This is a genomic window from Bradyrhizobium sp. WSM4874 (assembly GCF_055811835.1).
Window position 1 is genome coordinate 105,698 of record NZ_JBVVPR010000020.1, and the last position, 23,159, is coordinate 128,856.

A 23,159-nucleotide genomic window follows, 5' to 3' on the forward strand; every position below is an offset into this window, starting at 1 on the left:
GCCCCCGCGTGTTTTCAAGAGATGAGCTCGGTGGCTTTATCCTGCAGCAGCGGCTGCCGCTACCGGCGGCGGCTTTCGTAACGCATCGCTTGCGTCCTTTTTGGTTTGATCGAACGGTCGGCCGAGAAGGATCGGGCGTTCTGCTTTGATAGCCTTGCCAGCCGCCATAAATTGGAAGCGGCCAAGATTTGGAATCGAGCGAACATGCTGTGTGCTGTACACACTCTCCAGGAAGTTGAGACTGGTCTGATCGATCAGGCTATGCGTCAGGAAGGTGTTGCACTGGGAAAGGATCGTCTTGCTCACCAGCGCGGTCCGCTGGCTGATGACCAGAAGACCTACGCCGTACTTCCGACCTTGCAATGCAATTTGCCCGATCCGACTGACGACCCACTGCGTTTCGCTGTCAAATCCGGAGCTGAACGTTTCCGGAATAATGGTGTGAGCTTCCTCAAGGACTATGAGAATCTTGCGCGCCTGCCGGTTGGCTCGGGCCCAGGCCATGATCGTCGACAAATATAGCTCGGTGATTCTCAGCGTTGCCTTAGTGTTCGAGATTTCAGTCAACTCCAGAATTGCCAGCGGATCGTTTCCGACCAGAAAGTCGTTGATCTGCTGGTCGACGCCGCCCTTGATTTGGGTCAGCGCGGTCTTCAGGGCAGCTTTCTCCGCGGGTGCGCCGTAGGGTGTCGTTTCGACAGCGAACAGCTTCTGCTCAAGGTCGTCCGTTTCCTTTTGCGTCGGCGCGGGGAAAATGGGCTTCAGCTCGGCGAGCCGGGCCTTGTACTCTCCCGTAAAGTCCACACAGAAAACCCTGAAATCGTTTTTGGCGGCTTCGCGGACGATATCAAGCGCCAGTTCGGTCTTGCCCGTGCCGGTGACGCCAAGAACGGCCGTGTGAAACTGAACCAAGTCGTCGATATTGGCCATCACGCCGATATTGGTTGATGGCACGACGCCAATCGGAAACTCGCCCTGCTTGACGACGGGAGCGGGAAATACGCGTTCCTTCGCCCAGAATACCGGCGTGTTCATGGTCGAAAGCCAACCATACTTGGTGAAGCCTTCCTCCGGTGAATAGCAGCCTAACTGCACGGCGTTCACGATGTGCGTGCCGCGCGGGTTCTGGTCAAAGCTCTCTTCGGCCGTCTGGGCGTCGAGGATCTGGTAAAAGACATCCATTCCATTCACGCGCACAAAAACGACCTGGCCTTCTGCCAACTCGGATGCGGCAGAGACCTCGAAGCGCAAGATACCGATGTTCGAGTTCTCGACGGTAAACCCTACCAGCACGGACCCGGCCGTGCCGCTCAGGCTTTCTATAAACTCCGCTGCCTTCTCGGGGGAGTGCGACTGGATGACGTCCCCTTCAGCCAGCACTATCCTTTCCTGCAGCTCAGCCACGCAAAGACCGGTCCCCATCACTTCCAGTCCCTGTATCTGGGCGAACAGAGCCATGACGTAGTGCTGATCACCATTTGACATAGCGGCGGTGTGCAGCATGCCCGGCTTCCACGAGCTGTGTCGCGACAGCCTGACCCTGACGATATTGGGATGATCAATGCGTTCGATGACGCCTACCGTCGGGAAGGTAATGACCCTGGCTTTCTCCGCCTGCCAATGCTTCCAGGCGGCGATCAGCCGCTCAAAAGGTCTGCCGATCGCGATCAATGTCCACAGCATCGTCAGCCAGGCGACCGTGGTCAGGCTGTTCTGGTAGGCACCGATGATGCTGATCAGCGCCGGCGGCGTGTAGAGCAGCTCGCCCTGGCCGAAAGCGTCGGTCACTCGAAAGAAAAACCGTCCGACGGGGGATCGCTTGTTCTTGTCGTGAATAAACAGAGCGACCATCGCTCCCGCCATAGAGGCAAGGCAGTAGATCACGGCAGTCCAACGCATGACCTCAAGATGGGGCTTGAGAGCCCCGGTCGCTCCGAAGTCAGCCGTAATTAGGATCGCCATCGCGCCAATGGCGTTGGCGAGAGCGTCTTTTGGTGGCACGAACCAGGGTGCCGAAAGCAACGCTAGAAACCAGAGCGCTAGGCCGCTTAAGAACCATACGCTTTCGAGCGCTCCGGTCGGCAGCAGGTTTCCCGATGCGACATACAGGCCGATGTAGAAGACGGCAACATTGGCCGCGAGTGCCAGTGCTCTATCGGCTAGTGTGGTCTGGATTCTGTCGGTTGACACGTTCGTTTTTCCAGGTTGTGGTTCAGCTTACCACACAACCTGAATAATCTAAGGTCGTTTTTAGAGGCGCTTGAAGCGGGCGCCGGGTGCGCCGCACCGAGACCGGCAGTGTCACTCACAGCAGAGGGGATATTCGATGACCGAGCCTTGGAGGCCATACTCTTGCACGGTGCCGGCTGCGGGTGCCACCGGCACCTGTTCGGTGCTGTCGACCGTGCATCATATTACGCACACCGAGCCCGCCTTGCGTATATTAGCTGATGGCAAGGTCACCCGTGGACTGATCTATGACGAGTGTATCCTCAACGATTCACGCACGACGGTCGTCTGGCTATCTCCCAACAACTGGCACAAAGGCTCACGATATGGCTGCGTCCAGTTCACTTTTAATTTTTCCGATATAGTCGCGCGTCGACAAATCTATTGGGTGGAGGTTCGCAAATACAACAACCACGCCTATCGCTTCATGATCTCTGACCAAGACCTGCGCAAGCTCCCGGTTACCCCTTACGACCCCACCAAGGAGGGGCCGCTGCGCCAGGTCGGCGGCGTCTGGTATTGGAATTCGGAGCACACTGCGGAATTCCTACTCGACTCTAGTCTGATCCTTCATTTCTGCAAGAAGGTCGATTTCATAAAGCATCACGACAAGATGTGCGCCGCGCCGGGTGGCTGCGGGCAGCTTGGGCAAGATGGCGCCGACGCCGCGGGAGAGTTTTGGCCTTCCTTCTTTCCAGAGACTTTCGAGGTCTGAACGACGCACTGATCGTGACCGAACCCAAGACAGCGCTTTCGACGGCTGCCGAGCGGGGGATATTGAAGGCCTATGAGCAAATCTCCGCGAACCTTGGCGGTCCGGCTAGGAGCAACGAAAGCGTCGACGCGGCGTTGCGTGCCGCCCTGCTGCAGCTCGCGGTGGGGGAAGCGACGCTCGCCCAGGCGACTGCCAAACTGATCGGCTCGGACGATCTGCTATGCAAGCGGCTTGCAGAGCTTGTAAAGCGCCACTTCAAGCTGGAATCCACCGTTCTGAAATTCTGACGTTGACCGTTGAGGCTCGTCTTCCGTTCAAAGTCTGCACCAACCCGGCCGGTGAGCAATGACGACAACAGCATCTGCCGCAAAGGCGGCAACGCGATCCGGGTCAAGGCTGTGGCCATCGACCATCTCGTCGGTAATCCCTGTGAGAGCCGTAACCTCCGCGGGGATGGGCACCGACGGCTGGTTGAAGCAGCTGAAGGTATCGAGAACTCGGGTGGTCCGGCCGTCCGGCAGGTAGGCGAACTTGACCATTCCGAGCTCGATAATCTGATCGCGGGCCGGATTCAGGCCGGTTGTTTCGACATCCAGCAGGAGAGCTGTCTTGACTGCTTCACCGTTGCTCGTAGCGAATTCTGATCGCGGAATGAGCCGGCGCAAAACGCGATAGTCCGGCGATTGCTCGAGCACAGCCGCCATTTCGGACAGGGTCAGGGGTTGGTCATGTTCATGGCCACTAGATGAAATCGCGCTCCGTGCGCGCCTGAGTGCACTCTATCGGATGCGATCGTGCGAGGCATCGGAGCCTGTGGATAGCTCTTCGCCCGGTGCACGTCTCGCAGCTAACGATTCAACGGAAATAAGCCGATGCAAATGCCCATCCTTGATGGGCTCCGCGGCGAGGATCGATCCACAACGTGCGATGACCGATCGTCACTGCTGCGTAGGTGGCTCTAGCGTGGTCTGGGCAACTCACGCTACCCATCATTCCCAATTACCTCACCAATGGGAATGAAATGGTTGCAGCCACGCGTGAACTGCCGGCTTCTGGTTATGGGCTTGAAGTGGACGGCCGACTCAAAGCCGAATTTGCGACCAGAGACGGCGCCAGAGCAGGTGGAGAAGAACTCAAGAGGCGTTTTCCCATGCTTCAGATCAGAATTTATGATGCGCAGACGCATGCGCGCGAGGAAATCTAGATCCGCTGGGTTTAATCTAGGCGGAGTTGCTCCGTTTGCGCGCGTGCGGCTGCTGTCGCAGCGGGCTCTCGTGAACCGAGCCGCTTCGCGTCTCGGCCATCCGGCTTGGATTCCTCGCGCAAGGACTGAGGAGCTCGTCGCCCGGGCACCCGGGAAAGGTGCCCGCCTGCGGCGACCGCTATCGCTGCCCGTTCTTGGGTGCCGCTATTGAACCGGTCTCGTCGCTGCAATCGGACCGCTGCTCCTTCGGGTAGCTAATGCTTCATGCTCTCCGAGTGCCTCTTTTGATTCTTTCACTCTGCCGCTTTGTCTACATCTCGGCCGAATTCCCCAGCATTCCCACGAAACTTCTGAGGGCACTGCCGCGCGCGCCAGGGCAAAGCGCCGGCCGGCGCCCGCGCGACGGGGCGGCTCCCTTCCGTCAAGTGCGGGTGGGGCGGCGCTTCCGCATGGACCCAAGGCAGCAAATCTCTAGTCTACCGTGGAAGGTGACACGCGATGCACGCAACACGTTCAGTGGGAGCTAAGTCTTACTGGTTGCCCATGACGGTGAACTGGACATCGTTCAGATAATCGCCATTTCCGCGTTGCGACCCACCCAGAACATAGAGAAAATTGTTGTATTGCACTGTGGCCTGGCCCCAGCGGGGCACAGCGAATTGATGTGTGTCGAACACAAACCGCCCGGTTTCACTGTCTGGCGCGAGGGGGGCAAATTGCACGTTGTTAAAGTAGTTGCCCTGTCCGGCATTACCGCCGAGCACAACGAGCGACGGCCTCCCAGCCGCTAACGTGACAGTCATTGTATGACCGTACAGCGGCATGTTCAGTCTGGCTGCATTGGTGTGCCAAGCGTCAGGACAGCCGTCATCCCTGATTGAAGCATATTGGACATCGCTAAAAACGTCTTCAATTAGCAGGTCACCCCATCCTCCAACGACATAAAGTACGCCTTTGTTCACAGCTACGCCTGGAGCTGAACGGCCACCTTTGAGATGAAATGGACATAGTTTCCACTGGCCGAGCGAGCCATCGGAATTGATCTCTGCGGTCTCGATCGTATCGAAATGAACGGTATCCTTGCCAACCTCGCCGACGCCGGCGATCGCCGCGAGATAGCTCGTGCCCGACGTCGTGGCGAATATCTGCAACGCGAGATTAGAACGAGGTATAGCGAGCTGGTTGGGACTGGTAGTCCACGACCCAAGCATACCGTCGGGCATCACGCGAGCGTACTGAGCGTCGGCACGCGTCCCCTTATTCGAAAAGCCGCCTACGACGTAGATGAACCCCTTGTGGACAGCTACGCCCATTCCCGAGCGCGGCTCGACGAAGGGGGTTGTCTTCGCCCATGCTCCTTGAGAGATCGCACCGTCGTTCCCTAAAAGTGCAGTTTGAACATCGTTGTACAGGGTGAAGTTGCTCCCCGAAGCATACAGGCCTCCTAGGATATAGATCCTGTTGTTGAAAAGAGCCGCGGCATGCGAGGTCCTAGGACCCTCGAACGGTGTCGTCGCCTTCCAGGTGGAAAACGTGAGTTGGTCGCCACGAGCGGCGGCCAGCGTCGCAAGCAGCGACATCACAACAATGGCGCAATATATATGCACGGCATTTCGCATGAGATTGCCTCCGACAGATCAGTTGAGCGCTTGCTTGTAAGCACCGTTGTAAGAACCAACCGATGCTGCAATGACTTCGAGTGAAGACCCCATGACGATGATCAGTCGCACTCAATGTCAGGCAGGCTCGAGCTTCCTTTCGCAAGAGCTGCATTTAGCGCCTTCTTGATTTCTGCCACGCTCCAGCCGCGTACGCCTGCTTCGCTTTGGCCGAGATAGATAGCCTTCGTTGCACCGCAGACGGTCACTTGATCAACCGCCGTTCCAGTCGGTAGCAGCTGGGTCAGCAGTGCAGGATCGCCGTAGATTGGCTGGCCGCCAACCACGACCAATGCAATGTCGGCAGGAGTGGCCTTAACAACAGGGTCGAGGGCAGTTGCCTTTGTCGGATCGACTGTGACGTTGACGACGACGAAATCCGCGAACTTGCTCGGAGCAAGGCTACCGACATAGTCTGAGATGCGCGCCATCTTCGCCGGCGTTGATGTGGCCATCTTGATAAGGTCGTCGGACTTCACGCCGTAGTGCCGCGCGGCGTAGCCCATCTCTTGGAGCATCCCAGCGCTGCCAGACGGGCTCCAATCCGGAGCAATTGCCATGTCGATGTCCGCTAGATGAGCGGCTGCGAGGTTAACCGTCGAGCCGTATAGTTCATCGTTGCTGCGTGGAGACCACACTAAGCCAACCTTACTTTCCTTCATGCCCTTGAAATCTTGGTCGCGCAGCGCCGTGCCATGTATGAGGATCAGGCCTTCTCGCTCGATGGCGGACTCGATGCCGGTCTTCAAGTCCTTCTGCCGCAGGATTTCCTTGCTCAGCATGGTGTATTCGCGATGAGCCGCGGAATCAGTCGGTGCGCCTTCTGAAAGGTGGACGACCATCCCGCGCAGTGTCCCTGCCTTGAGTTCGCACAGAAGGAAATCCATCCGGCCATGCGTCAATTCCAGCGGGAAGACGTCATTCTCCATGACATCAAGCACCGTACGGTCGATCGTCGCATCGGTCGGGCAAACGGAGTCTTTCGGGTCAGGGTTCGGCTTGTTGAACGGTATGCCCGAAGCCGTATCCAGGTTACGGGCTAGGCCGGCCACGCATTTCGCGTTGTCTGGATGTTTGACCTCCGCAAGCAATCCACCAAGGACGGACGTCGCGCCGCCCGCAAGGGCCTTGATTTCGGCATAGATCTCGGTTTCGCAGGCTGCGTCAGCAAGCACTATGTTGTGTGGGGCCACCAAGGCCCGGTCGTATTCTGCGGTATCCTGCCATTCATATCTGTTGTTGAACTTCCTCGCTGGGATCCACCGTGGCAAGACGTTCCATGTCAGATGGTCGTGCAGATCGATGAAGCCTGGGAGGATTATGCCGGGGACTTTGACGGCCGAGGAAGAAGACGGGATCGACGCACGCGGACCCACAGCGGCGATCATTTGCTTTGAGATGGCAATTGCGCCATCGGAGATGATGCCGTTGGGGCTAAGCACCATTCCGCTGATCGTCCAATCGTCGGCGGCGTTGGCTGTCGTGAGTGTTGAAAAGACCAATGCGGCCAGGGTAGTGCTGCACCCAGCGATTCTAAAAAGAGTTCTCATGCGCGACATGCCCTGAATTGATGTGATCGAAAATACGGCTCTGAAAAGGTTTCCCAACTTAACTCGGGGTTGCGAGAAGATACAAGGGCAACGGTGGCTTGCGCCGAGAGGTAACGCCCCTGCACACTGCACCGACCGGTTGGCACCATTCGCAAGCGCGACTTGCGGGGCGGGCGCGCTCATGAACCGAGCCGCGCGGCCACCCTGTACCATGTCGGCCGCCGTCACGTCGCGGATCCCGCCGGATCTTCTTTGACACCTCGAGCGACGATCCGAAGCGATCCATCCGGAAGCGGTCGCTGCAGCTTCAGGGCATCATCACTACCCGCGGTCATCCAGGTCTCGACCTCGTCCGGCGTCGTCAGGATGACGGGCATCGCCTTCGGATGGATGGCGCCGACCTCGGCGTTCGCCTCCGTCGTGAGGAACGCGAAGAGGTCGTTGGTCGTCTCACCTTCCTTGACCTTCCGGACAGACGTCCAGTTGGTCCAGATACCGGCGAAGCAGGCGAGGGGGCGAGTCTCATCGAGTGCAAACCAAATATCGCCGCCCTCGGCCTTGTTGAATTCACTGAACGAGTTGAACGGCACTAAGCAGCGATTTTCGACGCCGAGCCAGCGCGCCCAGTGTTTGCTCTTCACATTGCGGATGTTGGTCGTGCCGCCATCCGGCTCCATTCTGAGCAGCTCCTTGAAATCGACGGTTTTGCCCTTGGACTGCAGCTTCTCCGCGCGTTTCTTGGTGGCGTCCATCAGCGCCTTTGACGACGATGGCATTCCCCACCGCGCTGTGGTGAGTTCGCGGCCCTCGGCCCCGTTGCGTACGATCGGTGCCTTGTAGTCGGGAAAAACCGCCGGCATCGGTGCCAGATTTCCAACGTATCGGTTCACGACGCGGAACAGCGCGCTGATCGCGGCTTGGTTGGTCGTGATCGAATAAAGATTGCACATCGGTCAGGATTCGGTTCGAGGGTGGCGCGGCTGCCACGTCAACTGTAGCAGAGTCGCGGATGGACGCCGGCCCGCCTTGGCACATTTGCGACAGCGCAGTCGGCTGGCGAGATCGTGCACGAAGGTCGTCGGCGGGTGCTTCATCGCCGCGAGGTCTACGTCGCTCGGCGTCTTGCAGCGCGCGCATCTGATCTCCAGCCAAGCGAATCCCCCGTTCACGGCCTGGTCGATGGTTGGCGACGGATCGATCGGCTCGCCATCACTCCACATTCGCTCATTCCAGCTTTCGCAAAGTAGCCTGTCGGCTTGCTGGATCATTGCCTCGCCTCTGGCCCGCATCTCCGCCGATTGGGTCGCCAGGATGTTCGCCATTGCGCGCGCCTTGCCGAGCTCTTTTGCCAGAGCCTTGCGGTCGCCGCCCGACAGGGGCGTAGGGTGATACTTCGGGGCCATCCGGACATCCAGGCGCAAAGAGATCGGATCGGCAATCCAGCGGGCTACGGCTTCTCGAACGCCGGCCAGCACCCGTCTTCTTCATGCCTGCCGGTGCGCTGTTGGCAGGTCTTGTCGAGCAGCCGCTGCGCGACGTCCTTCCAGATCGCGTTGCCGCCATACAACCGGACTGCATCGGCGGTCTGGATTTCCATGGTCCGCTCGCAGCGGCGGCAGGAGACGCGCAGCACATGGCCCTTGATTTCCGAAAGCCGTTGCTGTCGGGCCTGGGCCACGGTCGCGCCGGTGCGAGGGTCTTTGAGGACCGATTCCCAATATTCGGCCGGGAGCGGGGCATCTGGACCCGCAGCGGACGGCGTTCGTCTACGGTCGGCTTCAGCGGCCAATTTTTCCATCTGTTGCGGGGTCGGCATGCGCCAGCTCGCGGGTCGGTCGGTCATACCCGAATAGAACATAACAAGAACAAATGTCGAGTCCGACCAGGCAGCCGCTGAGAAAAATCCTCCTATGGGGCGGGTCGGGATGTCGGAACCAAGCCCGGTCGTTCGTCTTGAGTCCGATATCAGTATCGGAGTTCCCCCGGCATGGCCCCGCGCGCTAACTGGAAAGGCTTCCTGCGTCTTTCCCTCGTCACTTGTCCGGTCGCGCTCTATCCGGCCACCTCGGAATCCGAAAAAGTCTCGTTCAACCAGCTGAACCGAAAGACCGGCCATCGGATCAAGTACGCCAAGGTCGACGCCGACACGGGCGAAGAGGTCGACAACGAGGACATCGTCAAGGGCTACAAAGTTGATACCGATACATTCATCGAGGTGACCAAGGAGGAGCTCGAGAACGTCGCGCTGGAATCGACGCGAACGATCGAAATCGACGAGTTCGTCGACCGCAGCGAGATCGATCCACGATATCTGATCCGCCCTTACTACCTGACTCCAGATGGCAAAGTAGGGCACGACGCCTTCGCTGTTATCCGCGAAACCATCCGCGAGATGAACAAGGTCGCCATCGGACGCGTTGTGCTGACGAACCGCGAGCACATCATCGCGCTGGAGCCGCTGGACAAAGGCCTTATGGGAACGTTGCTCCGCTATCCCTACGAAGTGCGGTCCGCGGACGAGTATTTCGACGACATCCAAGATGTCAAAGTCACCAAGGACATGCTCGATCTCGCCAAACACATCGTCAATCAGAAGGCGGGCCATTTCGAGCCGGACAAGTTCGAAGACCAATACGAAACCGCCCTCATCGATCTCATCAACCAGAAGCGCGCCGGCAAACCCATCACCGGGAAAGCGCGACCGCGTGGCGAGAATGTCGTTGATTTGATGGACGCGCTGCGCAAGAGCATTGGCGACGAAAAGGCGGCAGCGACAGAGGCGCCGAAGAAGCCAGCCAAGAAGGCGCGCAAAGCGACGGCCGGGCAGAAGGAAATGCTGATGCCGATCGCAGGCAAGAAGCCGGCGAAGGAGGCCGCGGCCAAGAAGCCCGCGGCCAAGCCGCAGCGGAAATCGGCTTAGGTATGTCGTAAAGCATTCGGTGACGCCGGACGGCCACTACGTCGTCCTCGCGGCAGGCTCTGGCGGATGGCAAATCCCACCCGACTATGTCACGTGAGATCATTTGGTCGGCAGGCTGAGATGGCGCGGCGAGGGGTGGGCGGCGACGGAGAAGAGGCGATCGCGTGGTAACCGCGCTAGTCGAGCGCTCGCTTAACCTCTTCCACGGCCCTATGCGCCGTTGCTTCGGCTTCGCCGCCCGCCACCTTTCCTGGCGCTTGCATGACGTACTGGCCTTGCTCGGGATGAACACACGAGTTGGTTCCTCTGAGGCTGATGGACGCGGTGCAGGTGGCGCGGAATCGAGCCCAGATGAGAGCCGGCCGGTTCCTTCGAGAGGGCGTTGCGCAGGCAATCAGGCGGGATAGGTGCTTCAGACAATCGCCACAAAGTTCACCGACACGCCTCCCACACAGCCTTTCTCCACCAAAGCCGCGATGTCCCAATATTCACTTGAGGTTTTGCGTCAGCGCTATGTCATCGAGAAAAGACCGCTTGAGGCCAGCGTGGAGCAGATCTTGCGGGCCGACAGCCGCGCGGGAGCGCGTGCCATCCTGGCTGCAATCGATAAACGGCGCTATGAAAATAGGTCCGAAGGGCAGCGGCTCCGCAAGATGCTCCGCTTCGAGACCTCTCTCTGGGAAAGCGGCCATCATGCCGTGGCAGGCGTGGATGAGGCTGGAATGAGCCCTCTCGCCGGGCCGGTCTCTGCTAGCGCCGTGATCCTGAAACCCCGCACGCGGATAGTTGGGATCGACGACTCGAAAAAACTTGACGCGGCGGCTCGCGAAGAACTCGCGAAGGAGATCAAGGAAAAGGCAGTCAGTTGGTATGTGGCGTTCGTCGAGGTCGAGGAGATCGACGCGATCAACATCTATTGGGCAGGCATCCAGGCCATGCAGCGCGCGGTCCGGAGGCTAGGGCTGACGCCGCAGCACTTGCTGATCGATGCGAAGCGGCTGAAGGAAATTGATATTCCTCAGCAGGCTATCATCAAAGGCGACGCCAAGTCCGCCAGCATCGCCGCCGCCTCCATCCTCGCGAAAGTCGAGCGCGACGCCGTCATGCGGACCCTCGACGTGCGACACCCCGGCTACGGCTTCGCGGATCACAAGGGCTATCCGGTGCCGGCTCATTATGAGGCGCTCGCCAGGCTCGGAGCATGCGCAGCACACCGAAAATCGTTCGGACCTGTACGCAAGGCTCTCGGCTTGCCGCCCCTGCCGCCATGGCCTTCGGCATCCGAGCGCGAAGCCGGCTGAATTCCAAGTCGTCCACTTCGTCTCGGAGTTATTCTCGCGACCAGCTCTTTTCGCGAACGACATCTTTGGCCTTCTTGTCGGACCGCAGGCCGAGATAGACCGGCTGGCGCAGCTCGCCCTTGCTTGTCCATTCTGCGAACTTCACTTCCGCGACTAACGCAGGACGCACCCAGGTCGTCACCTGCTCATCCTTTACCTTGGCAGGAAAAGGAGACTTGGCAATCTTGAGCCTCATGAGTTTGTCGTGAAGCTCTTCGAGAACTTGGTGGCTGAAGCCGGTGCCGACGTGGCCGATGTACCGCCACGCATCGCTTTCGCGTACCGCCAGCACAAGGGCGCCGAAGAAGGGCCGGGTTCGCCTCGGCGCCGTGAAGCCGACGATCACAACCTCCTGCCGCTGCGCAGTCTTCACCTTCCGCCAGTCGGCGGTCCGGCGTCCGGACGCGTACGGGCTGTCGGCGCGCTTGGCCATGATGCCTTCAAGATGTCGCCGCTCGGCTTCTGCGAAGAACTTTGTGCCGCTGCTTTTGCGATGGTTGCTGAACGCGATCAGCTTGTGGTGCGGCAGGATGGCCTTAAGCCGCTTCTTGCGCTCGAGGAGCGGCAGCGCACGCAGGTCCTCACCATTTGCGAACATCAGGTCGAACGCGCAGTACAAAAGCTTAGCCTCGTGGCGCAGGGCGTTTTGAAGCAACTGGAAATGGGATACGCCGTCCTTCCCGATCGCGACGAGCTCGCCATCGATCACAGCATCCGCCTTCACGCCTTCCAGTGCTTTCGCGACCTCGACATAGGAGTGGCTGATGATTTTTCCATTGCGGCTGTAGAGCGCGACCCGACCACCCCGGATTTCTGCGACCATGCGGAAACCATCGAATTTATCCTCGAAGACCCAATTGGGATCGTCGAACGGTGAATCGGTCAGGGTGGCCAGCATCGGCTGCAGGCGAAGGGGCAGTGTTGATTTTCGAGCCATGGACGGGCGGCGGGACGAGAGATGGGGAGGAACGAGTGGAATGTATCGTGAGTTCCGGCGACACTTAAAGAAGATGGCCGAGCCCAGGTCCCAAAGCTCGGGCGTGCAACGTCACCGGGTGCGCTGCCCGCGCTCTGAGCCGCCGTTGTGACAATTCTGCTCGCCAATTCGAAGCTGTACTTGCAGCGAAGTTTAACATTCCTGAATCCACAAGCCAGCAAGATCGGTTAGGATGGGGTTTTCCCTCTTGGGGGCACCTCATGTTCGACACGGCAACCACCGCGCTTTTGCGCGCGGTCCTCGATGAAGTCTGCGAATGCGTCTCGCAGCGCGAGATCGGCGCACGGACCCACGTCGCCTCGAAAATTCTGGAGGCCGCTACCAGGGGCGAGATTTCTCCGGAGGCTCTTAAGCAGGTCGCTCGCGATGCCCTCTCGCACGCGCCCACGATGTGGCGCTGATCCGGAGGAGCGGGCGTGAACTTCCAGGTGACCGTCCTCAAGATCCTGGTGGCATATCCGGATGGGTTTGCCGTGATGGAGGACCTCAAGAGGGACATGGCCATCCTGGCGACCAGCGGACGCGATTGGGCGGACCGGACCAGACGCCTCGCGGCGCGGGTCCCGGATCTCGACATCTGGTCACAAGGGCTGGTCGAACGCACCAGCGGCGGTTGGAAGATCACGTCCAAAGGACGGGCGGCGCTGGAGTTCATGGAAGCCCGCCCTGCTGCACCCGAGCCGAGCCAGGCATCGGTGGTCGAGGAGACTACAGCTGCAATGGAGGTCGCGACGGACGTTCCTCCTCTGCGGCAGCCCGCCGATCGTGCCAAGCGTCGCCGCGAGCGCCGGAGCGTCGCCGTGAGGCCCGTGAACGAGCGAGGGCGAATGCCTCTTGAGGGACGGTCGAGCCAAAGAAAAAGCCGCCAGCGAAGCTGGGCGGCTTGATAGTCCCGGACCGTCGATTGCTTCCCCAGCCCCAAGCGTACCGCCATTACCTTGTTTGCGGCCATGCCAGCGCGATCCACCGAGCGCTTTTCGATTCGGCCATCGATCGGCCGAGTTGTACGCCGGGCTCTTACAGCGCCGGCAAGGTTTCAAAGGAGGTGGACGGGAGGCGCACCCGCGCGGTGTCGCCGGCCGCTACCGCTCCACCGGCCCGAACCACTCCCAGCACCCCGCATTTGAATGGAGGCCCTGTTTCCGCCGACGACAGCACGTGCCGTTTCAGGCCAGCTCGGAAGCGGTCGATAAGGACACAGGGCGTGCGGAGGCCTGTCAACTCGATGATCGCCGTGGGCCCGAGCTCGATCAGCGTCCCGAGCGGCATCAGTTCGAGATCCAGTCCGGCCGTGGTGATGTTCTCGCCGAGGTCTCCCGCTGCGACTGCGAAGCCAGCTTCCCGGAGGTGCGCAAATCGCTCGGATGGGATCAGGTGAACCTGCCGCAGATTGGGAAGCCGGGGCTGGCGACGGGCGAGGTATCGGTGCCGGACGAAGGCGCCGGCGTGGGCATCGCCGTCGACACCGTGACCTTCCACCAGCACGATCCGTTCCCGTGGCGGCTTGCTGAAGTGGTGGCCGCGATCGGCGGCTACCGCAACCACCCTTCCCTCGAGTGAGAGGTCGTGCGGGTGCGACATCAGGCAGCGCGGGCGAGCGAACGCCGCTTTTGGCGCAGGTAGCGTGCGATTTCGGGAAGCGGCATCGCGTTCAGGACCCGGTCGGCGGGTACGCCGCCCTTGCGAGCCATCTCGACGCCCCAGTGCATGTGGTCGAGCTCGGGAATCGAGTGCGCGTCCGGATTGATGCTCAGCATGCAGCCGAACTCGAGCGCAGCCCGGTGCCAGCGCCAATCCAGGTCGAGGCGCCATGGATGCGCGTTGATCTCGACAACTACGTCATGCTTTGCACATGCCCGAAGCACCTTCTCGATGTCGATCTCATAGCCCGGCCGCCGCTGCAGCTGCCGCCCGGTCATGTGGCCGATGATGGTAGTGTGAGGATCGGAAATGGCCCGAAGCAGGCGCTGGGTCTGCGCCTTGCGGTCCAGCTTGAAACGGCCGTGGATGCTGGCGACGATGAAGTCGAAACGTTCAAGCACCTCGTCGTCGTAGTCGAGCGACCCGTCAGCCAGAATGTCCGACTCGATGCCCTTGAGGATCCGAAAGTCCTTACCGAAGCGCTTGTTCAGGCGGTCGGCTTCCCTGTGCTGCTGCACGATCTCTTCGAGGGAGAGACCGCCGGCGTAATGGGCGGACTTGGAATGGTCGGCGACGCCAAAATACTCGAAGCCGCGCTGACGGGTCGCCTTCGCCATGGTCTCCAGGGTCTCTGTCCCATCGGAAGCATCGGTGTGGCAGTGCAGGATTCCGCGCAGGTCCTTGTCGGTCACAAGCTTCGGCAACTTGCCCTTCAAGGCCAGCTCGACCTCGCCGCGGCCCTCCCTGAGCTCGGGATCGATGAAGGGCAGCCCGAGAGCCTGGTAGATGTCAGCCTCCTCGCCGGCGATCAGTGTGCGGCCCTTGTGCAGGCCGTGAGCGTCCAACCGCATGCCCTTCTCGGCGGCCAAGGCTTGGAGCTGCTCGATGTGAGCGGCGCAGCCGGTGGCGAAGAGAAGGGCGGCGCCGAAATGTTTGCGGTCGGACACCCGGACTTGCAGTCGTTCGGACGATGGCATCGCTGTCTCGTCCGACTTGGCAGCCTCCGCAACGATGACGAGGTCGGCGACGAGTTCGCAGCCTCGACGGAAATCGCCAGCGATCGTCACGCGCTTGAGTTCGGGGCGTGCCTTGCGAATGGATTCCTTCGCGTGCGCGAGCAAGGCGGCGGCTCGGTGCAGGTGAAGGCGGCCTTCTCCGCTTTTGGCGATTGCGAGATTTTGCAGGATCTTGGTCTGCATCGCGGCACCGAGTCCTTTCGCCTTCTTGATGCGATCGTCCTTGGCGGCGGCCTCCAATTCCGCGAGGGAGGTGACACCGAGATCCTGGTAGAGCCGCAGAACCTTCTCCGGACGCAAACCCGGTACAGCCAGCAGCTCAAGCACGCCCCCGGGGATCTCCTTCCGCAGCTTTTCGAGGCTGGGATGATTGCCCGTCTTGTGAAGCTTGGTGATGATGTCGGCTATCGCGTCGCCGACGCCCGGGATCTCCGTAAGACGGTCTTCGGCGATGAGCACGTCCAGAGGAACGGCAAGGGTCGCCAGGCTATCTGCGGCTCGCGAGTAGGCTTTCGCCCTGTAGGGATTGCCGCCTCGCAGGGCGGTACGCTGCGCGTACTCTCGCAGGAGACTTGCTACACCGCGAGTGTCGAGCGAAGGCATCAGCGAGCCTCCCGGTCGACGCTTTGCGGCGCCGCCGAAGTAAGGCGACCGCCGGAGCGGCCACTTGGCTGGCGATCGAGAGAGCTCTCAAGCTCCTGGGCTGCGCGGAAATCGTTCAGGTGCTGGATATTGGGGCCGTAGGCAGCTTCCTTCTTGAGGAGATTGTAGATCCGTCCGGCCACCAGCTGCAGATGCTTCATCCTGCCTGTCGGCATGGATCTCGCTTTGCAGAGAGCTCGCACCGCGTAGGCCCGAAAGTAATCGAATGCGTCTGACATGCCAGGTAAACGCCCGCTATCGACCGGAGTTCGATGCGACAGGGATTGGCCTTTTTGGCACTGCACTAAACGCGGGCCGGGTCGCTCATATTCGAAAGCTTGAGAACCAGCGAGATCGTAGGAACTCCTCGCCACCTTCGAAGTTGCGAGACTCGTTGAGTAAGGTAAGTAAACTGCCCGCCACCGGCCCCATCCCAGCGGCGGGTTTTTTGTGAGTTGCGTAGCGTGGCGAAGCGTACAAGAGCGGCGCCTCCGGCCGAGAAGCCAGAAGCTCCTCAGATGCCGGGGTTCATCAGCCCCCAACTGGCGACCCTGAAGATGAAGGCACCTTCGGGATCCCAATGGATTCACGAAATCAAATACGATGGGTACCGCATCCAGCTCCGAATCGACGGCGACGATCGCCGGGCCTACACCCGCAACGGCTATAACTGGGTCAGCAAGTTTTCGAGAATAGCTGCCGCCTTCGATATCGAGGGGCAGGCCATTGTCGACGGCGAAGTCGTCGTCATCCATGAGGGTCGCACCAATTTCTCCGAGCTGCAGGCGGACCTCGGCAGAGGCGACCAGGACCGCCTGATCTTCTTCGCGTTCGATCTGCTGTGGCTCGATGGCAAGGATTTGCGCAAGGAGCCGCAGCTTGAGCGGAAAAGGCTGCTCAAGGAGTTGATCGAGGACCACAAGCTCCAGGAGCCCATCTTCTTTAGTGAACACCATGAAGGGGACGGGCAGGCGCTGTTCGTTGCCGCCAGCAAGTTGAACTATGAGGGCATCATCTCAAAGCGCGTGGATGCGCCGTACCGATCGGAGCGGGTCGAAGCCTGGCAGAAGATCAAGGTCGTTCAGAAGGGCAAGTTTCCCGTGGTCGGTTTCATCAAGGACCCATCTGGCGTGGCCGCACTCTATCTGGGCAAGAAGGAAGGCAAGGATCTCGTCTACATGGGGAAGGTCGGCACGGGATGGAGCCGGACCACTTCGGCGCATATCCGCAAGGCGCTCGATACCGTAGTCAGCCCGAAGCAGAGGCTGACGAAAACCATCAGGAAGCCGAAGGCGACGTGGGTCGAACCCAAGTTCTATGCCGACATCGAGTACCGCGACATCACCTCCGAAGGGCTCCTTCGAGCCAGCTCGTTCAAGGGACTGAGCAAAGGAACGGGCCGTTCATAGCGGCGTTTTCCCGTGAGTATGTGGAGTACCGGTCATGGATCCGGAACGGCGAGTTGCGAAGGCCCTGGAAGACGCTCAGGGCATCCTGGCCCGATATGTCGAGCCTGGCCCCAGAGATTGCGAGCAAACCATAAACCAGCTGCTGGAGGTGCTTGACGACAAGGCCGTCGTGCAGGCGCTCAAGGATTCGAAGATGGAAAAACCAACTGCAGAACAACTCGCCGAGCTCAAGAGGCTCAGCGCGATCGCTCGGGTGCCGGATGAATCGGAGATCGTCACTTCGAAGGAGGAAGCCGAGATCCGGATCCGCGACCTGAAAGACAAGGCTCGGATGGAATGATGCCTGAGAAGCCCGCGAATGGCGTGGAGCCCAACGCTCCGAGGACGACATTCAGAGCGATCAGCTGGGTCCGCGCGGCGTAACCAGCAAGGAAAGTCCGACGAGGATGACACCTCAGCTGGAAAAGAAGACGCCCGAGGACGTCGATCCCGGACATCCGGCATGAACTCGATGGACACGTTCGATCCCGATATGACGTGTCGCGTGCACGATGGTCTCAACGACCAGATCATCGAATGGAGCCCTCATTGGGCTTCGATGTACCGCGAGCATGCGTCGAGATGGGATGACGGCGTCATTTCCTGGGACGGTCTGCTGCTCGATGGATGGGCGCCAATCGTCCATGGTCATCCTTGTGGCCACTGAGATGCGGCCTACAAGGAAAGGAACCCGTGAATCCTTGCAGCGTTGCATTGCCATCACTTCTAAAGAGGACGAGCCGATGGCCGCAGCGAAGAAGAAGACCGCGCGTGGACGCAAACAGGATCGCGCCCGGGTCGCGAAAGGGCAGGACCACGAAGTCCGGTATGAAGCACAGAAGACTGGCCGCTCGGCCTCTGCGGTGAAGAAGGCCGTCAAGAAGGTCGGTAATTCCCGCAAGCGCGTGGAGAAAAGGCTGGCCCGCTGATATGGAAAGCCGGGCTGGCATTTTTTGGTCCAGCACCAGCCCTTCTAATCTGGAGGGCACTCCGGGCAGGTGTCGCCAATCGAGTCGAGCAAGTCGCGCACTTCGGCCACCGCTGCATCGGGGGAGACGCCTGCCGGCGGGGCGCCACGGGCGATGTCAAAGGCCAGTTCCCGTGCATGGGGATCGGCGCGATCCTGCATCCAACCGTGCTCCTCGCACTCGCGAATAGCGCCCGCTTCCTGAAGCACGTGGACCGCCCAACCGCGCAAGGTGCGGATCGGCGGCCGTCTCTGCTTGGTCATCAGCATTCAAAGGTTCTCCCACGCTGAGACGAATCGTTTAGTCCCGCAGACGTTCCCCATCGCTATGGCCGGGCGCTCGGGTGGGCAAGAACGAACTGAAGAAGCCGTTTTCCCGATGCTTCAGACGTCCGAGCTCAGGTGGTCGCTCCTTGTCCGTTTTGCGCGTGCGGCTGTCGCCGCACCGGGCTCTCGTGAACCGAGCCGCGCAGCGTCTCGGCCTTGCGGCTTCGATCCCTCGCGCACGAGCAGATCACGCTTTGCGGGCAGAAACGAAAAACCGGACCTTTATGCAGCAGCCACCTGCACAAAGGTCCGGCCTTATCTTAGCGTGCCGCGATACCGAACGGCTGCAAAGGACGCTTCATATCCTTTGGAAGGTCTCGCTTTTCATCCGGGTTGCGACCCGGAGACGGCACCAGATCAGTAGCCGATACGACTACTTCTTTTTCTTTGAAGTCTTCTTTGCCACCTTCTTGGTAGCTGCCTTCGCGGTCTTCTTTGCCTTCTTCGCTTTCTTGGCCATGTCGTCCTCTATAAGAATTGGCTCCAGTGAACATGCCCACGCCGTGCATAGACATGCGCACGAGTGAGACGGTATCACAAAAGCAAATTGATACCAAGGAGACGTGAAGCCGTATTGAGTCGCTCGCCGGAGGCACTCGCTCTCGGGTCGCGCCGTCATTGCATTCCGGCGTCGCTATCGATGCCCGAGCTCGGGTGTCTTTTTAACGGGTCTCACGACTGCACTCGGTCCCGGGTCCCGCCGCTACGCGTAGGCGCTATGCTGACCCTCCTGCGGGTGCCTCTTTCGCCGCGTCCGCGAGTGATCTTCGCTTTCGCTCGGCCCACAGGCCTCTCTTCCATAATTGTGAGACTCCTGTGAGAATGCCGGGCGGTTCTCGTATCATTGCCTGCATCACGTTCGCTCAGGTTTTGGCGCGCGCGGCCGGGGCCGCACCGGGCTCTCGTGAACCGAGCCGCGTAGCGTCTCGGCCTTGCGGCTTCGATCCCTCGCGCTAGGCCTTTGGTGCTCCTCGCCGGGGGCACTCGGGAAAGGGGCCCGCCTGCGGCGATCGCTATCACTGCCCCGTTCCCGGGTGCCCTTTTAACCGGTCTCGTCGCTGCACTCGGACCCGCGTGCCCCTTCGGGTCGCTATGCTCACGCTCTCCGGGTGCCATTTTCCGTTGAGGCGATGCGCCCTTGGGCGCACGCCTGATCGGGCCTGCGGCCTAAGGCAGATTGCGCTAGAGGCTCAGAGTAAGAGTGCAGGCTGGGTTTTTCCGTGACGGGTTACAAGCTGCGAGAGAGGCTCGTGGCGCCCGTCGCGGAGACCCGCGATGTCAAACCGTACTGCTTGCGCGCGCGCCGGCCAGGACCGGTCGAACCTCTATAACGAAATCACCGACAAGATCATCGCCGAGCTCGAGGCCGGACGCGTCCCTTGGGTTCAGCCCTGGGGTTCGGCCGCGGTGAAAGCGCCGCTGGCCATGCCGAAAAATGCGTCGACCAACCGGCAATACAGTGGCGTTAACATCCTCATCCTCTGGGGAGCCGTGATCGAACGCGGATTTACCGGGCAAAGTTGGCTCACATTTCGACAGGCGCTCTCGCTTGGCGGCCACGTTCGCAAGGGAGAGCGAGGCACCACAGTCGTCTACGCTGATCGTTTCGTGCCGGATGACGAAAAACGGCGCGCTGCGGAGGCCGGCGAAGACGCGCAGGCGATTCCATTCCTCAAACGATTTACCGTTTTCAACGTCGATCAGTGCGAGGAACTGCCAGACGGCATCGCAACCGCTGCTCCGCCACCGCCGGCTGGCCTGATTGAACCCACGGTTGACGCCCTCATCAAGGCCAGCGGAATTCCATTTCGGATCGGTGGAGATCGCGCATTCTATGCAACAGCCGAAGACTATGTTCAGGTTCCGCCGCCGCAGGCCTATTTTGAACCCATCAACTGGCACCGCACAGCATTGCATGAGCTCGGTCATGCGACCGGGCATCCCTCGCGGCTCAACCGCGACCAGAGCGGATCCTACGGTACCAAGAAATATGCCTTCGAAGAACTGGTCGCCGAGTTGAGCTCCGCGTTCAGCTGCGCGTCGCTCGGGATCGTCCCAACCGTGCGCCATGCCGACTATATCGGCTCCTGGCTCGAAGTCCTGCGCGAAGACAATCGCGCCATCGTGCGAGCCGCCTCGCAGGCGAGCAAGGCCGCGGATTATTTGCTCGGCTTCGTTCCCGAGTCCATGGAGCCCGCGTCGCCGGATTCGGTTGTCGCCGACCACGAGGCGGCATGATGCTTGGCCTAGTCGCCGCGCGAGAGTGAGAGGAGGGGAGGCTGTTCGCGACGGGTTGGAAGCCGAGAGAGAGTCTCACGGCCGCCCGTCGTGGAGAGCCAAAATGACGAAAGCCGTACAAAAGATCACGCTGTCGCCTTCCCGGGATATTCCGTTCAACAAGCTCGTACTCAGCCAGTCGAACGTTCGCCGCGTCAAGGCCGGTGTCTCGATCGAACAGCTAGCCGAGAGCATCGCGCAGCGTACGCTTCTGCAAAGTCTGAGTGTCCGGGCCGTCGTTGATGCAGATGGGAACGAGACCGGCATGTTCGAGGTGCCGGCGGGCGGCAGGCGCTATCGCGCTCTCGAACTCCTGGTGAAACAGAAGCGGATGTCCAAGACGCAGGCGGTGCCGTGCGTCGTTCGCGAAGGGGGCATCGCCCAGGACGATTCAGTGGCGGAGAACGACGAGCGGATCGGCCTGCATCCGCTTGATCAGTTTCGGGCCTTCCAAACTCTCCGCGATCTCGGCATGACCGAGGAAGACATTGGCGCGCGCCATTTCGTGAACCCGGCGATCGTCAAGCAGCGCCTCCGCCTGGCGTCGGTCTCGCCGAAGCTGCATGAGGTCTATGCCGAAGACGGCATGACCCTCGAGCAGCTCATGGCCTTCTCTGTGACGGCCGACCACGTCAGGCAGGAGCAAGTCTGGGAGAACGTCAGCCGTTCGGGTTATGACGAGCCATACCAGATCCGCCGCATGCTCACCGAGAACACCGTGCGCGGGTCCGATCGCCGGGCGCAGTTTGTGGGCCTCGATGCCTATCAGCACGCGGGTGGCGGCGTGCTGCGGGATCTGTTCGAGCACGACGAGGGCGGCTGGCTTCAGGACGTCGCCTTGCTTGATCGTCTCGTCACGGAAAAGCTCAAAGCCGAAGCCGAGACGATTGCAGCCGAAGGCTGGAAGTGGATTTCGGTCGCCGTCGAATTTCCCTACGGTCATACCGGGGGGCTGCGCGAAATCGAGGGCGAACCTGTCGACCTCTCCCCGGATGAGCAGGCCGCCATCGACGCCCTCAACGTGGAGCAAGCCAGGCTTGAATCCGATTATCAGGATGTCGACGAGTTGCCCGATGAGGTCGATCAGCGTCTCGGCGAAATCGAGACGGCACTGGCCGCGTTCGAGGACCGACCGATGATTTACGATCCGGCCGAGATCGCCCGCGCCGGCGTCTTCGTCAGCATCGATTCCGAAGGGCGCCTCTCGGTCGATCGGGGGTACATCCGGCCGGAGGATGACGTGCCGGCAGACGATCCTGATGTCAGGCAGGCCGCCGACACACAATCGGTCGAGGGGAAGGCGGCTGGTCCTTCCGTCCAACGCACGGTCATCGCCGTGGCTAGCGGCGCGACTGACGCGGAAGAAGATGATGAGGACGCGACAAAACCTCTGCCGGATCGGCTGATCACCGAGCTGACGGCGCATCGCACGCTGGCATTGCGGGATGCGCTGGCAGAAAATCCTGCGATCGCCTTCCAGGCGGTGCTGCATAACTTCGTGCTGACGGCCTTTTACCGGTTCGCATCGTCCGGCAGCTGCCTTGAGATCGGACTTCGGACGCCCACCTTTCCGGCTCAAGCGCCGGGCTTGAGGGAAAGCGCGTCTGCGAAGGCCGTTGAGGCGCGGCATGAGTCCTGGAAGGCACGTTTGCCGAAGGGCGAGAGCGATCTCTGGGATGCTCTTTCAGCCCTCGACGGCGCCGCGCAGGCATCCCTGTTCGCTCACTGTGCGTCATTTGCGGTCAATGCCGTCTATGAGCCGGCCAACCGCTACAATCAGGGCCGCGTCTCCGCCCACGGTGTCCGCACCCGACTCGACCAGGCTGATGTGCTCGCACGTGCTGTCGACCTCGACATGGTTCAAGCGGGGTGGAAGCCCTCCGTCGATAACTACCTCGGCCGCGTCACCAAGCCTCTCATTCTGGAGGCGGTGCGGGAAGCAAGAGGCGAATCCTCCGCACAATTGATCGACCACCTGAAGAAGGCCGACATGGCCAAGGAGGCTGAGCGTCTTCTCGATGGTTCGGGCTGGTTGCCGGAGCCGCTGCGTCTGGTCGATCCCAATGCGGCGTCAGTGGAGCAGGAGAGTGAAGCGGGCCCGCTGCCCGAATTCCTCGCCGAGGATGAGGATCAGGAGAACGCGAGCGACGATGATCCGCAACAGCTCGATGCGGCTGAGTGACATCTAGAACAGGATGGCTGTGGCCGTCCAGCAATTGCTTGGGGAC

Annotated in this window: 25 protein-coding genes and 1 pseudogene; 13 read left to right on the top strand and 13 right to left on the bottom strand. The window is 60.6% G+C overall.

All coding sequences use genetic code 11. The annotated features are described in order from the left end of the window. Positions 1-36 precede the first annotated feature (36 nt). Entirely contained in the window at positions 37-2,190 is a 2,154-nt protein-coding gene (locus AC0L3P_RS21405; RefSeq protein WP_473304767.1) for an ATP-binding protein, read from the bottom strand. A gap of 136 nt (positions 2,191-2,326) precedes the next feature. On the opposite strand from AC0L3P_RS21405, the gene AC0L3P_RS21410 reads away from it, so the two are divergent. Then, on the top strand, positions 2,327-2,944 hold the full coding sequence (locus AC0L3P_RS21410) for a hypothetical protein (RefSeq protein ID WP_473304768.1): 618 nt from the start codon (positions 2,327-2,329) through the stop codon (positions 2,942-2,944). 14 nt (positions 2,945-2,958) lie between these two features. Then, positions 2,959-3,231 carry a hypothetical protein gene (locus AC0L3P_RS21415; RefSeq protein WP_473304770.1) on the top strand — a complete coding sequence of 91 codons (273 nt, stop codon included), beginning with the start codon at positions 2,959-2,961 and terminating at the stop codon, positions 3,229-3,231. A gap of 27 nt (positions 3,232-3,258) precedes the next feature. Here AC0L3P_RS21415 and AC0L3P_RS21420 read toward each other — a convergent pair whose 3' ends face one another. Continuing rightward, on the bottom strand, positions 3,259-3,648 hold the full coding sequence (locus tag AC0L3P_RS21420) for an exonuclease domain-containing protein (protein ID WP_473304772.1): 390 nt from the start codon (positions 3,646-3,648) through the stop codon (positions 3,259-3,261). A gap of 317 nt (positions 3,649-3,965) precedes the next feature. On the opposite strand from AC0L3P_RS21420, the gene AC0L3P_RS21425 reads away from it, so the two are divergent. Further along, positions 3,966-4,148, top strand: coding sequence for a hypothetical protein (locus tag AC0L3P_RS21425; protein ID WP_130212426.1), 183 nt, complete (start codon positions 3,966-3,968; stop codon positions 4,146-4,148). Between the two features lie 530 nt (positions 4,149-4,678). Here the strand turns inward: AC0L3P_RS21425 and AC0L3P_RS21430 are convergent. The 5 genes from AC0L3P_RS21430 to AC0L3P_RS21450 all read right to left on the bottom strand — a co-directional run bounded on the left by AC0L3P_RS21430 (position 4,679) and on the right by AC0L3P_RS21450 (position 9,199). Continuing rightward, a complete protein-coding gene (locus AC0L3P_RS21430) occupies positions 4,679-5,767 on the bottom strand; it encodes a Kelch repeat-containing protein (protein WP_473304776.1) in 1,089 nt (362 codons plus the stop codon). A 101-nt stretch (positions 5,768-5,868) separates the two neighbouring features. After that, on the bottom strand, positions 5,869-7,413 hold the full coding sequence (locus AC0L3P_RS21435) for an amidohydrolase family protein (RefSeq protein WP_473304778.1): 1,545 nt from the start codon (positions 7,411-7,413) through the stop codon (positions 5,869-5,871). A 167-nt stretch (positions 7,414-7,580) separates the two neighbouring features. Beyond that, positions 7,581-8,306, bottom strand: coding sequence for an SOS response-associated peptidase (locus tag AC0L3P_RS21440; protein WP_473304780.1), 726 nt, complete (start codon positions 8,304-8,306; stop codon positions 7,581-7,583). Positions 8,307-8,309: 3 nt separating this feature from the next. Further along, positions 8,310-8,759, bottom strand: a complete 450-nt coding sequence (locus AC0L3P_RS21445) for a hypothetical protein (RefSeq protein ID WP_473304816.1) — start codon at positions 8,757-8,759, stop codon at positions 8,310-8,312. A gap of 44 nt (positions 8,760-8,803) precedes the next feature. Next, positions 8,804-9,199 (bottom strand): hypothetical protein, encoded by a 396-nt coding sequence (locus tag AC0L3P_RS21450; protein ID WP_473304782.1) that lies wholly within the window; start codon positions 9,197-9,199, stop codon positions 8,804-8,806. A gap of 144 nt (positions 9,200-9,343) precedes the next feature. Between AC0L3P_RS21450 and ku the strand changes: the two genes are divergently transcribed. Next, on the top strand, positions 9,344-10,276 hold the full coding sequence (gene ku, locus AC0L3P_RS21455) for a non-homologous end joining protein Ku (protein ID WP_473304784.1): 933 nt from the start codon (positions 9,344-9,346) through the stop codon (positions 10,274-10,276). Between the two features lie 476 nt (positions 10,277-10,752). Next, positions 10,753-11,577 carry a ribonuclease HII gene (locus AC0L3P_RS21460; protein WP_473304818.1) on the top strand — a complete coding sequence of 275 codons (825 nt, stop codon included), beginning with the start codon at positions 10,753-10,755 and terminating at the stop codon, positions 11,575-11,577. 28 nt (positions 11,578-11,605) lie between these two features. Here AC0L3P_RS21460 and ligD (AC0L3P_RS21465) read toward each other — a convergent pair whose 3' ends face one another. After that, entirely contained in the window at positions 11,606-12,553 is a 948-nt protein-coding gene (ligD, locus tag AC0L3P_RS21465) for a non-homologous end-joining DNA ligase (RefSeq protein ID WP_473304786.1), read from the bottom strand. Between the two features lie 260 nt (positions 12,554-12,813). Here ligD (AC0L3P_RS21465) and AC0L3P_RS21470 point away from each other — a divergent pair, with 260 nt between their 5' ends. Beyond that, complete coding sequence (locus AC0L3P_RS21470; RefSeq protein ID WP_007594572.1) at positions 12,814-13,014, top strand: hypothetical protein; 201 nt, start codon at positions 12,814-12,816, stop codon at positions 13,012-13,014. A gap of 15 nt (positions 13,015-13,029) precedes the next feature. Continuing rightward, positions 13,030-13,451: pseudogene (locus AC0L3P_RS21475) on the top strand (hypothetical protein). 179 nt (positions 13,452-13,630) lie between these two features. Here the strand turns inward: AC0L3P_RS21475 and AC0L3P_RS21480 are convergent. Genes AC0L3P_RS21480 through AC0L3P_RS21490 form a run of 3 tightly spaced genes read right to left on the bottom strand, consistent with a single transcriptional unit; the run spans position 13,631 to position 16,073 of the window. Beyond that, a complete protein-coding gene (locus AC0L3P_RS21480; RefSeq protein WP_473304788.1) occupies positions 13,631-14,194 on the bottom strand; it encodes an MOSC domain-containing protein in 564 nt (187 codons plus the stop codon). Beyond that, positions 14,194-15,873 carry a PHP domain-containing protein gene (locus tag AC0L3P_RS21485; protein ID WP_473304791.1) on the bottom strand — a complete coding sequence of 560 codons (1,680 nt, stop codon included), beginning with the start codon at positions 15,871-15,873 and terminating at the stop codon, positions 14,194-14,196. Before AC0L3P_RS21485 ends, AC0L3P_RS21480 begins: the two co-directional genes overlap by 1 nt. Then, entirely contained in the window at positions 15,873-16,073 is a 201-nt protein-coding gene (locus AC0L3P_RS21490; protein ID WP_375864892.1) for a hypothetical protein, read from the bottom strand. Before AC0L3P_RS21490 ends, AC0L3P_RS21485 begins: the two co-directional genes overlap by 1 nt. Before the next feature lie 357 nt (positions 16,074-16,430). Between AC0L3P_RS21490 and ligD (AC0L3P_RS21495) the strand changes: the two genes are divergently transcribed. From ligD (AC0L3P_RS21495) to AC0L3P_RS21510, 4 genes are all read left to right on the top strand, one after another. Next, positions 16,431-17,321 carry a non-homologous end-joining DNA ligase gene (gene ligD, locus AC0L3P_RS21495; RefSeq protein WP_473304794.1) on the top strand — a complete coding sequence of 297 codons (891 nt, stop codon included), beginning with the start codon at positions 16,431-16,433 and terminating at the stop codon, positions 17,319-17,321. Positions 17,322-17,355: 34 nt separating this feature from the next. Further along, entirely contained in the window at positions 17,356-17,661 is a 306-nt protein-coding gene (locus AC0L3P_RS21500; protein ID WP_473304796.1) for a hypothetical protein, read from the top strand. Between the two features lie 162 nt (positions 17,662-17,823). After that, positions 17,824-18,027 (top strand): hypothetical protein, encoded by a 204-nt coding sequence (locus tag AC0L3P_RS21505; RefSeq protein ID WP_007594562.1) that lies wholly within the window; start codon positions 17,824-17,826, stop codon positions 18,025-18,027. Between the two features lie 76 nt (positions 18,028-18,103). Beyond that, positions 18,104-18,289: a DUF3606 domain-containing protein gene (locus tag AC0L3P_RS21510; protein WP_219685431.1), complete on the top strand. Its 186-nt coding sequence runs from the start codon at positions 18,104-18,106 to the stop codon at positions 18,287-18,289. 44 nt (positions 18,290-18,333) lie between these two features. On the opposite strand, the gene AC0L3P_RS21515 is transcribed toward AC0L3P_RS21510, so the two are convergent. Beyond that, the gene (locus AC0L3P_RS21515) at positions 18,334-18,597 is read right to left on the bottom strand and encodes a hypothetical protein (RefSeq protein WP_473304798.1); all 264 of its coding nucleotides are present in this window, start codon (positions 18,595-18,597) and stop codon (positions 18,334-18,336) included. 317 nt (positions 18,598-18,914) lie between these two features. Beyond that, positions 18,915-19,148, bottom strand: coding sequence for a hypothetical protein (locus tag AC0L3P_RS21520; protein ID WP_473251272.1), 234 nt, complete (start codon positions 19,146-19,148; stop codon positions 18,915-18,917). 781 nt (positions 19,149-19,929) lie between these two features. Between AC0L3P_RS21520 and AC0L3P_RS21525 the strand changes: the two genes are divergently transcribed. Further along, positions 19,930-20,892, top strand: a complete 963-nt coding sequence (locus AC0L3P_RS21525; protein WP_473304800.1) for an ArdC family protein — start codon at positions 19,930-19,932, stop codon at positions 20,890-20,892. A 103-nt stretch (positions 20,893-20,995) separates the two neighbouring features. After that, positions 20,996-23,113, top strand: coding sequence for a ParB/RepB/Spo0J family partition protein (locus AC0L3P_RS21530; RefSeq protein ID WP_473304820.1), 2,118 nt, complete (start codon positions 20,996-20,998; stop codon positions 23,111-23,113). Positions 23,114-23,159 lie beyond the last annotated feature (46 nt).

Coding starts and splice junctions, on each gene's coding strand:
- AC0L3P_RS21515 (WP_473304798.1), bottom strand. CDS start 18,597: ATGCTGATGACCAAGCAGAGACGGCCGCCGATCCGCACCTTGCGCGGT.
- AC0L3P_RS21425 (WP_130212426.1), top strand. CDS start 3,966: ATGGTTGCAGCCACGCGTGAACTGCCGGCTTCTGGTTATGGGCTTGAA.
- AC0L3P_RS21410 (WP_473304768.1), top strand. CDS start 2,327: ATGACCGAGCCTTGGAGGCCATACTCTTGCACGGTGCCGGCTGCGGGT.
- ligD (WP_473304786.1), bottom strand. CDS start 12,553: ATGGCTCGAAAATCAACACTGCCCCTTCGCCTGCAGCCGATGCTGGCC.
- AC0L3P_RS21510 (WP_219685431.1), top strand. CDS start 18,104: ATGGCCGCAGCGAAGAAGAAGACCGCGCGTGGACGCAAACAGGATCGC.
- AC0L3P_RS21525 (WP_473304800.1), top strand. CDS start 19,930: ATGTCAAACCGTACTGCTTGCGCGCGCGCCGGCCAGGACCGGTCGAAC.
- AC0L3P_RS21530 (WP_473304820.1), top strand. CDS start 20,996: ATGACGAAAGCCGTACAAAAGATCACGCTGTCGCCTTCCCGGGATATT.
- AC0L3P_RS21430 (WP_473304776.1), bottom strand. CDS start 5,767: ATGCGAAATGCCGTGCATATATATTGCGCCATTGTTGTGATGTCGCTG.
- AC0L3P_RS21450 (WP_473304782.1), bottom strand. CDS start 9,199: ATGACCGACCGACCCGCGAGCTGGCGCATGCCGACCCCGCAACAGATG.
- AC0L3P_RS21480 (WP_473304788.1), bottom strand. CDS start 14,194: ATGTCGCACCCGCACGACCTCTCACTCGAGGGAAGGGTGGTTGCGGTA.
- ku (WP_473304784.1), top strand. CDS start 9,344: ATGGCCCCGCGCGCTAACTGGAAAGGCTTCCTGCGTCTTTCCCTCGTC.
- AC0L3P_RS21500 (WP_473304796.1), top strand. CDS start 17,356: ATGGATCCGGAACGGCGAGTTGCGAAGGCCCTGGAAGACGCTCAGGGC.
- AC0L3P_RS21485 (WP_473304791.1), bottom strand. CDS start 15,873: ATGCCTTCGCTCGACACTCGCGGTGTAGCAAGTCTCCTGCGAGAGTAC.
- AC0L3P_RS21440 (WP_473304780.1), bottom strand. CDS start 8,306: ATGTGCAATCTTTATTCGATCACGACCAACCAAGCCGCGATCAGCGCG.
- AC0L3P_RS21490 (WP_375864892.1), bottom strand. CDS start 16,073: ATGAAGCATCTGCAGCTGGTGGCCGGACGGATCTACAATCTCCTCAAG.
- AC0L3P_RS21445 (WP_473304816.1), bottom strand. CDS start 8,759: ATGGCCCCGAAGTATCACCCTACGCCCCTGTCGGGCGGCGACCGCAAG.
- ligD (WP_473304794.1), top strand. CDS start 16,431: ATGCCGGGGTTCATCAGCCCCCAACTGGCGACCCTGAAGATGAAGGCA.
- AC0L3P_RS21460 (WP_473304818.1), top strand. CDS start 10,753: ATGTCCCAATATTCACTTGAGGTTTTGCGTCAGCGCTATGTCATCGAG.
- AC0L3P_RS21505 (WP_007594562.1), top strand. CDS start 17,824: ATGAACTCGATGGACACGTTCGATCCCGATATGACGTGTCGCGTGCAC.
- AC0L3P_RS21470 (WP_007594572.1), top strand. CDS start 12,814: ATGTTCGACACGGCAACCACCGCGCTTTTGCGCGCGGTCCTCGATGAA.
- AC0L3P_RS21520 (WP_473251272.1), bottom strand. CDS start 19,148: ATGTTCACTGGAGCCAATTCTTATAGAGGACGACATGGCCAAGAAAGC.
- AC0L3P_RS21420 (WP_473304772.1), bottom strand. CDS start 3,648: ATGGCGGCTGTGCTCGAGCAATCGCCGGACTATCGCGTTTTGCGCCGG.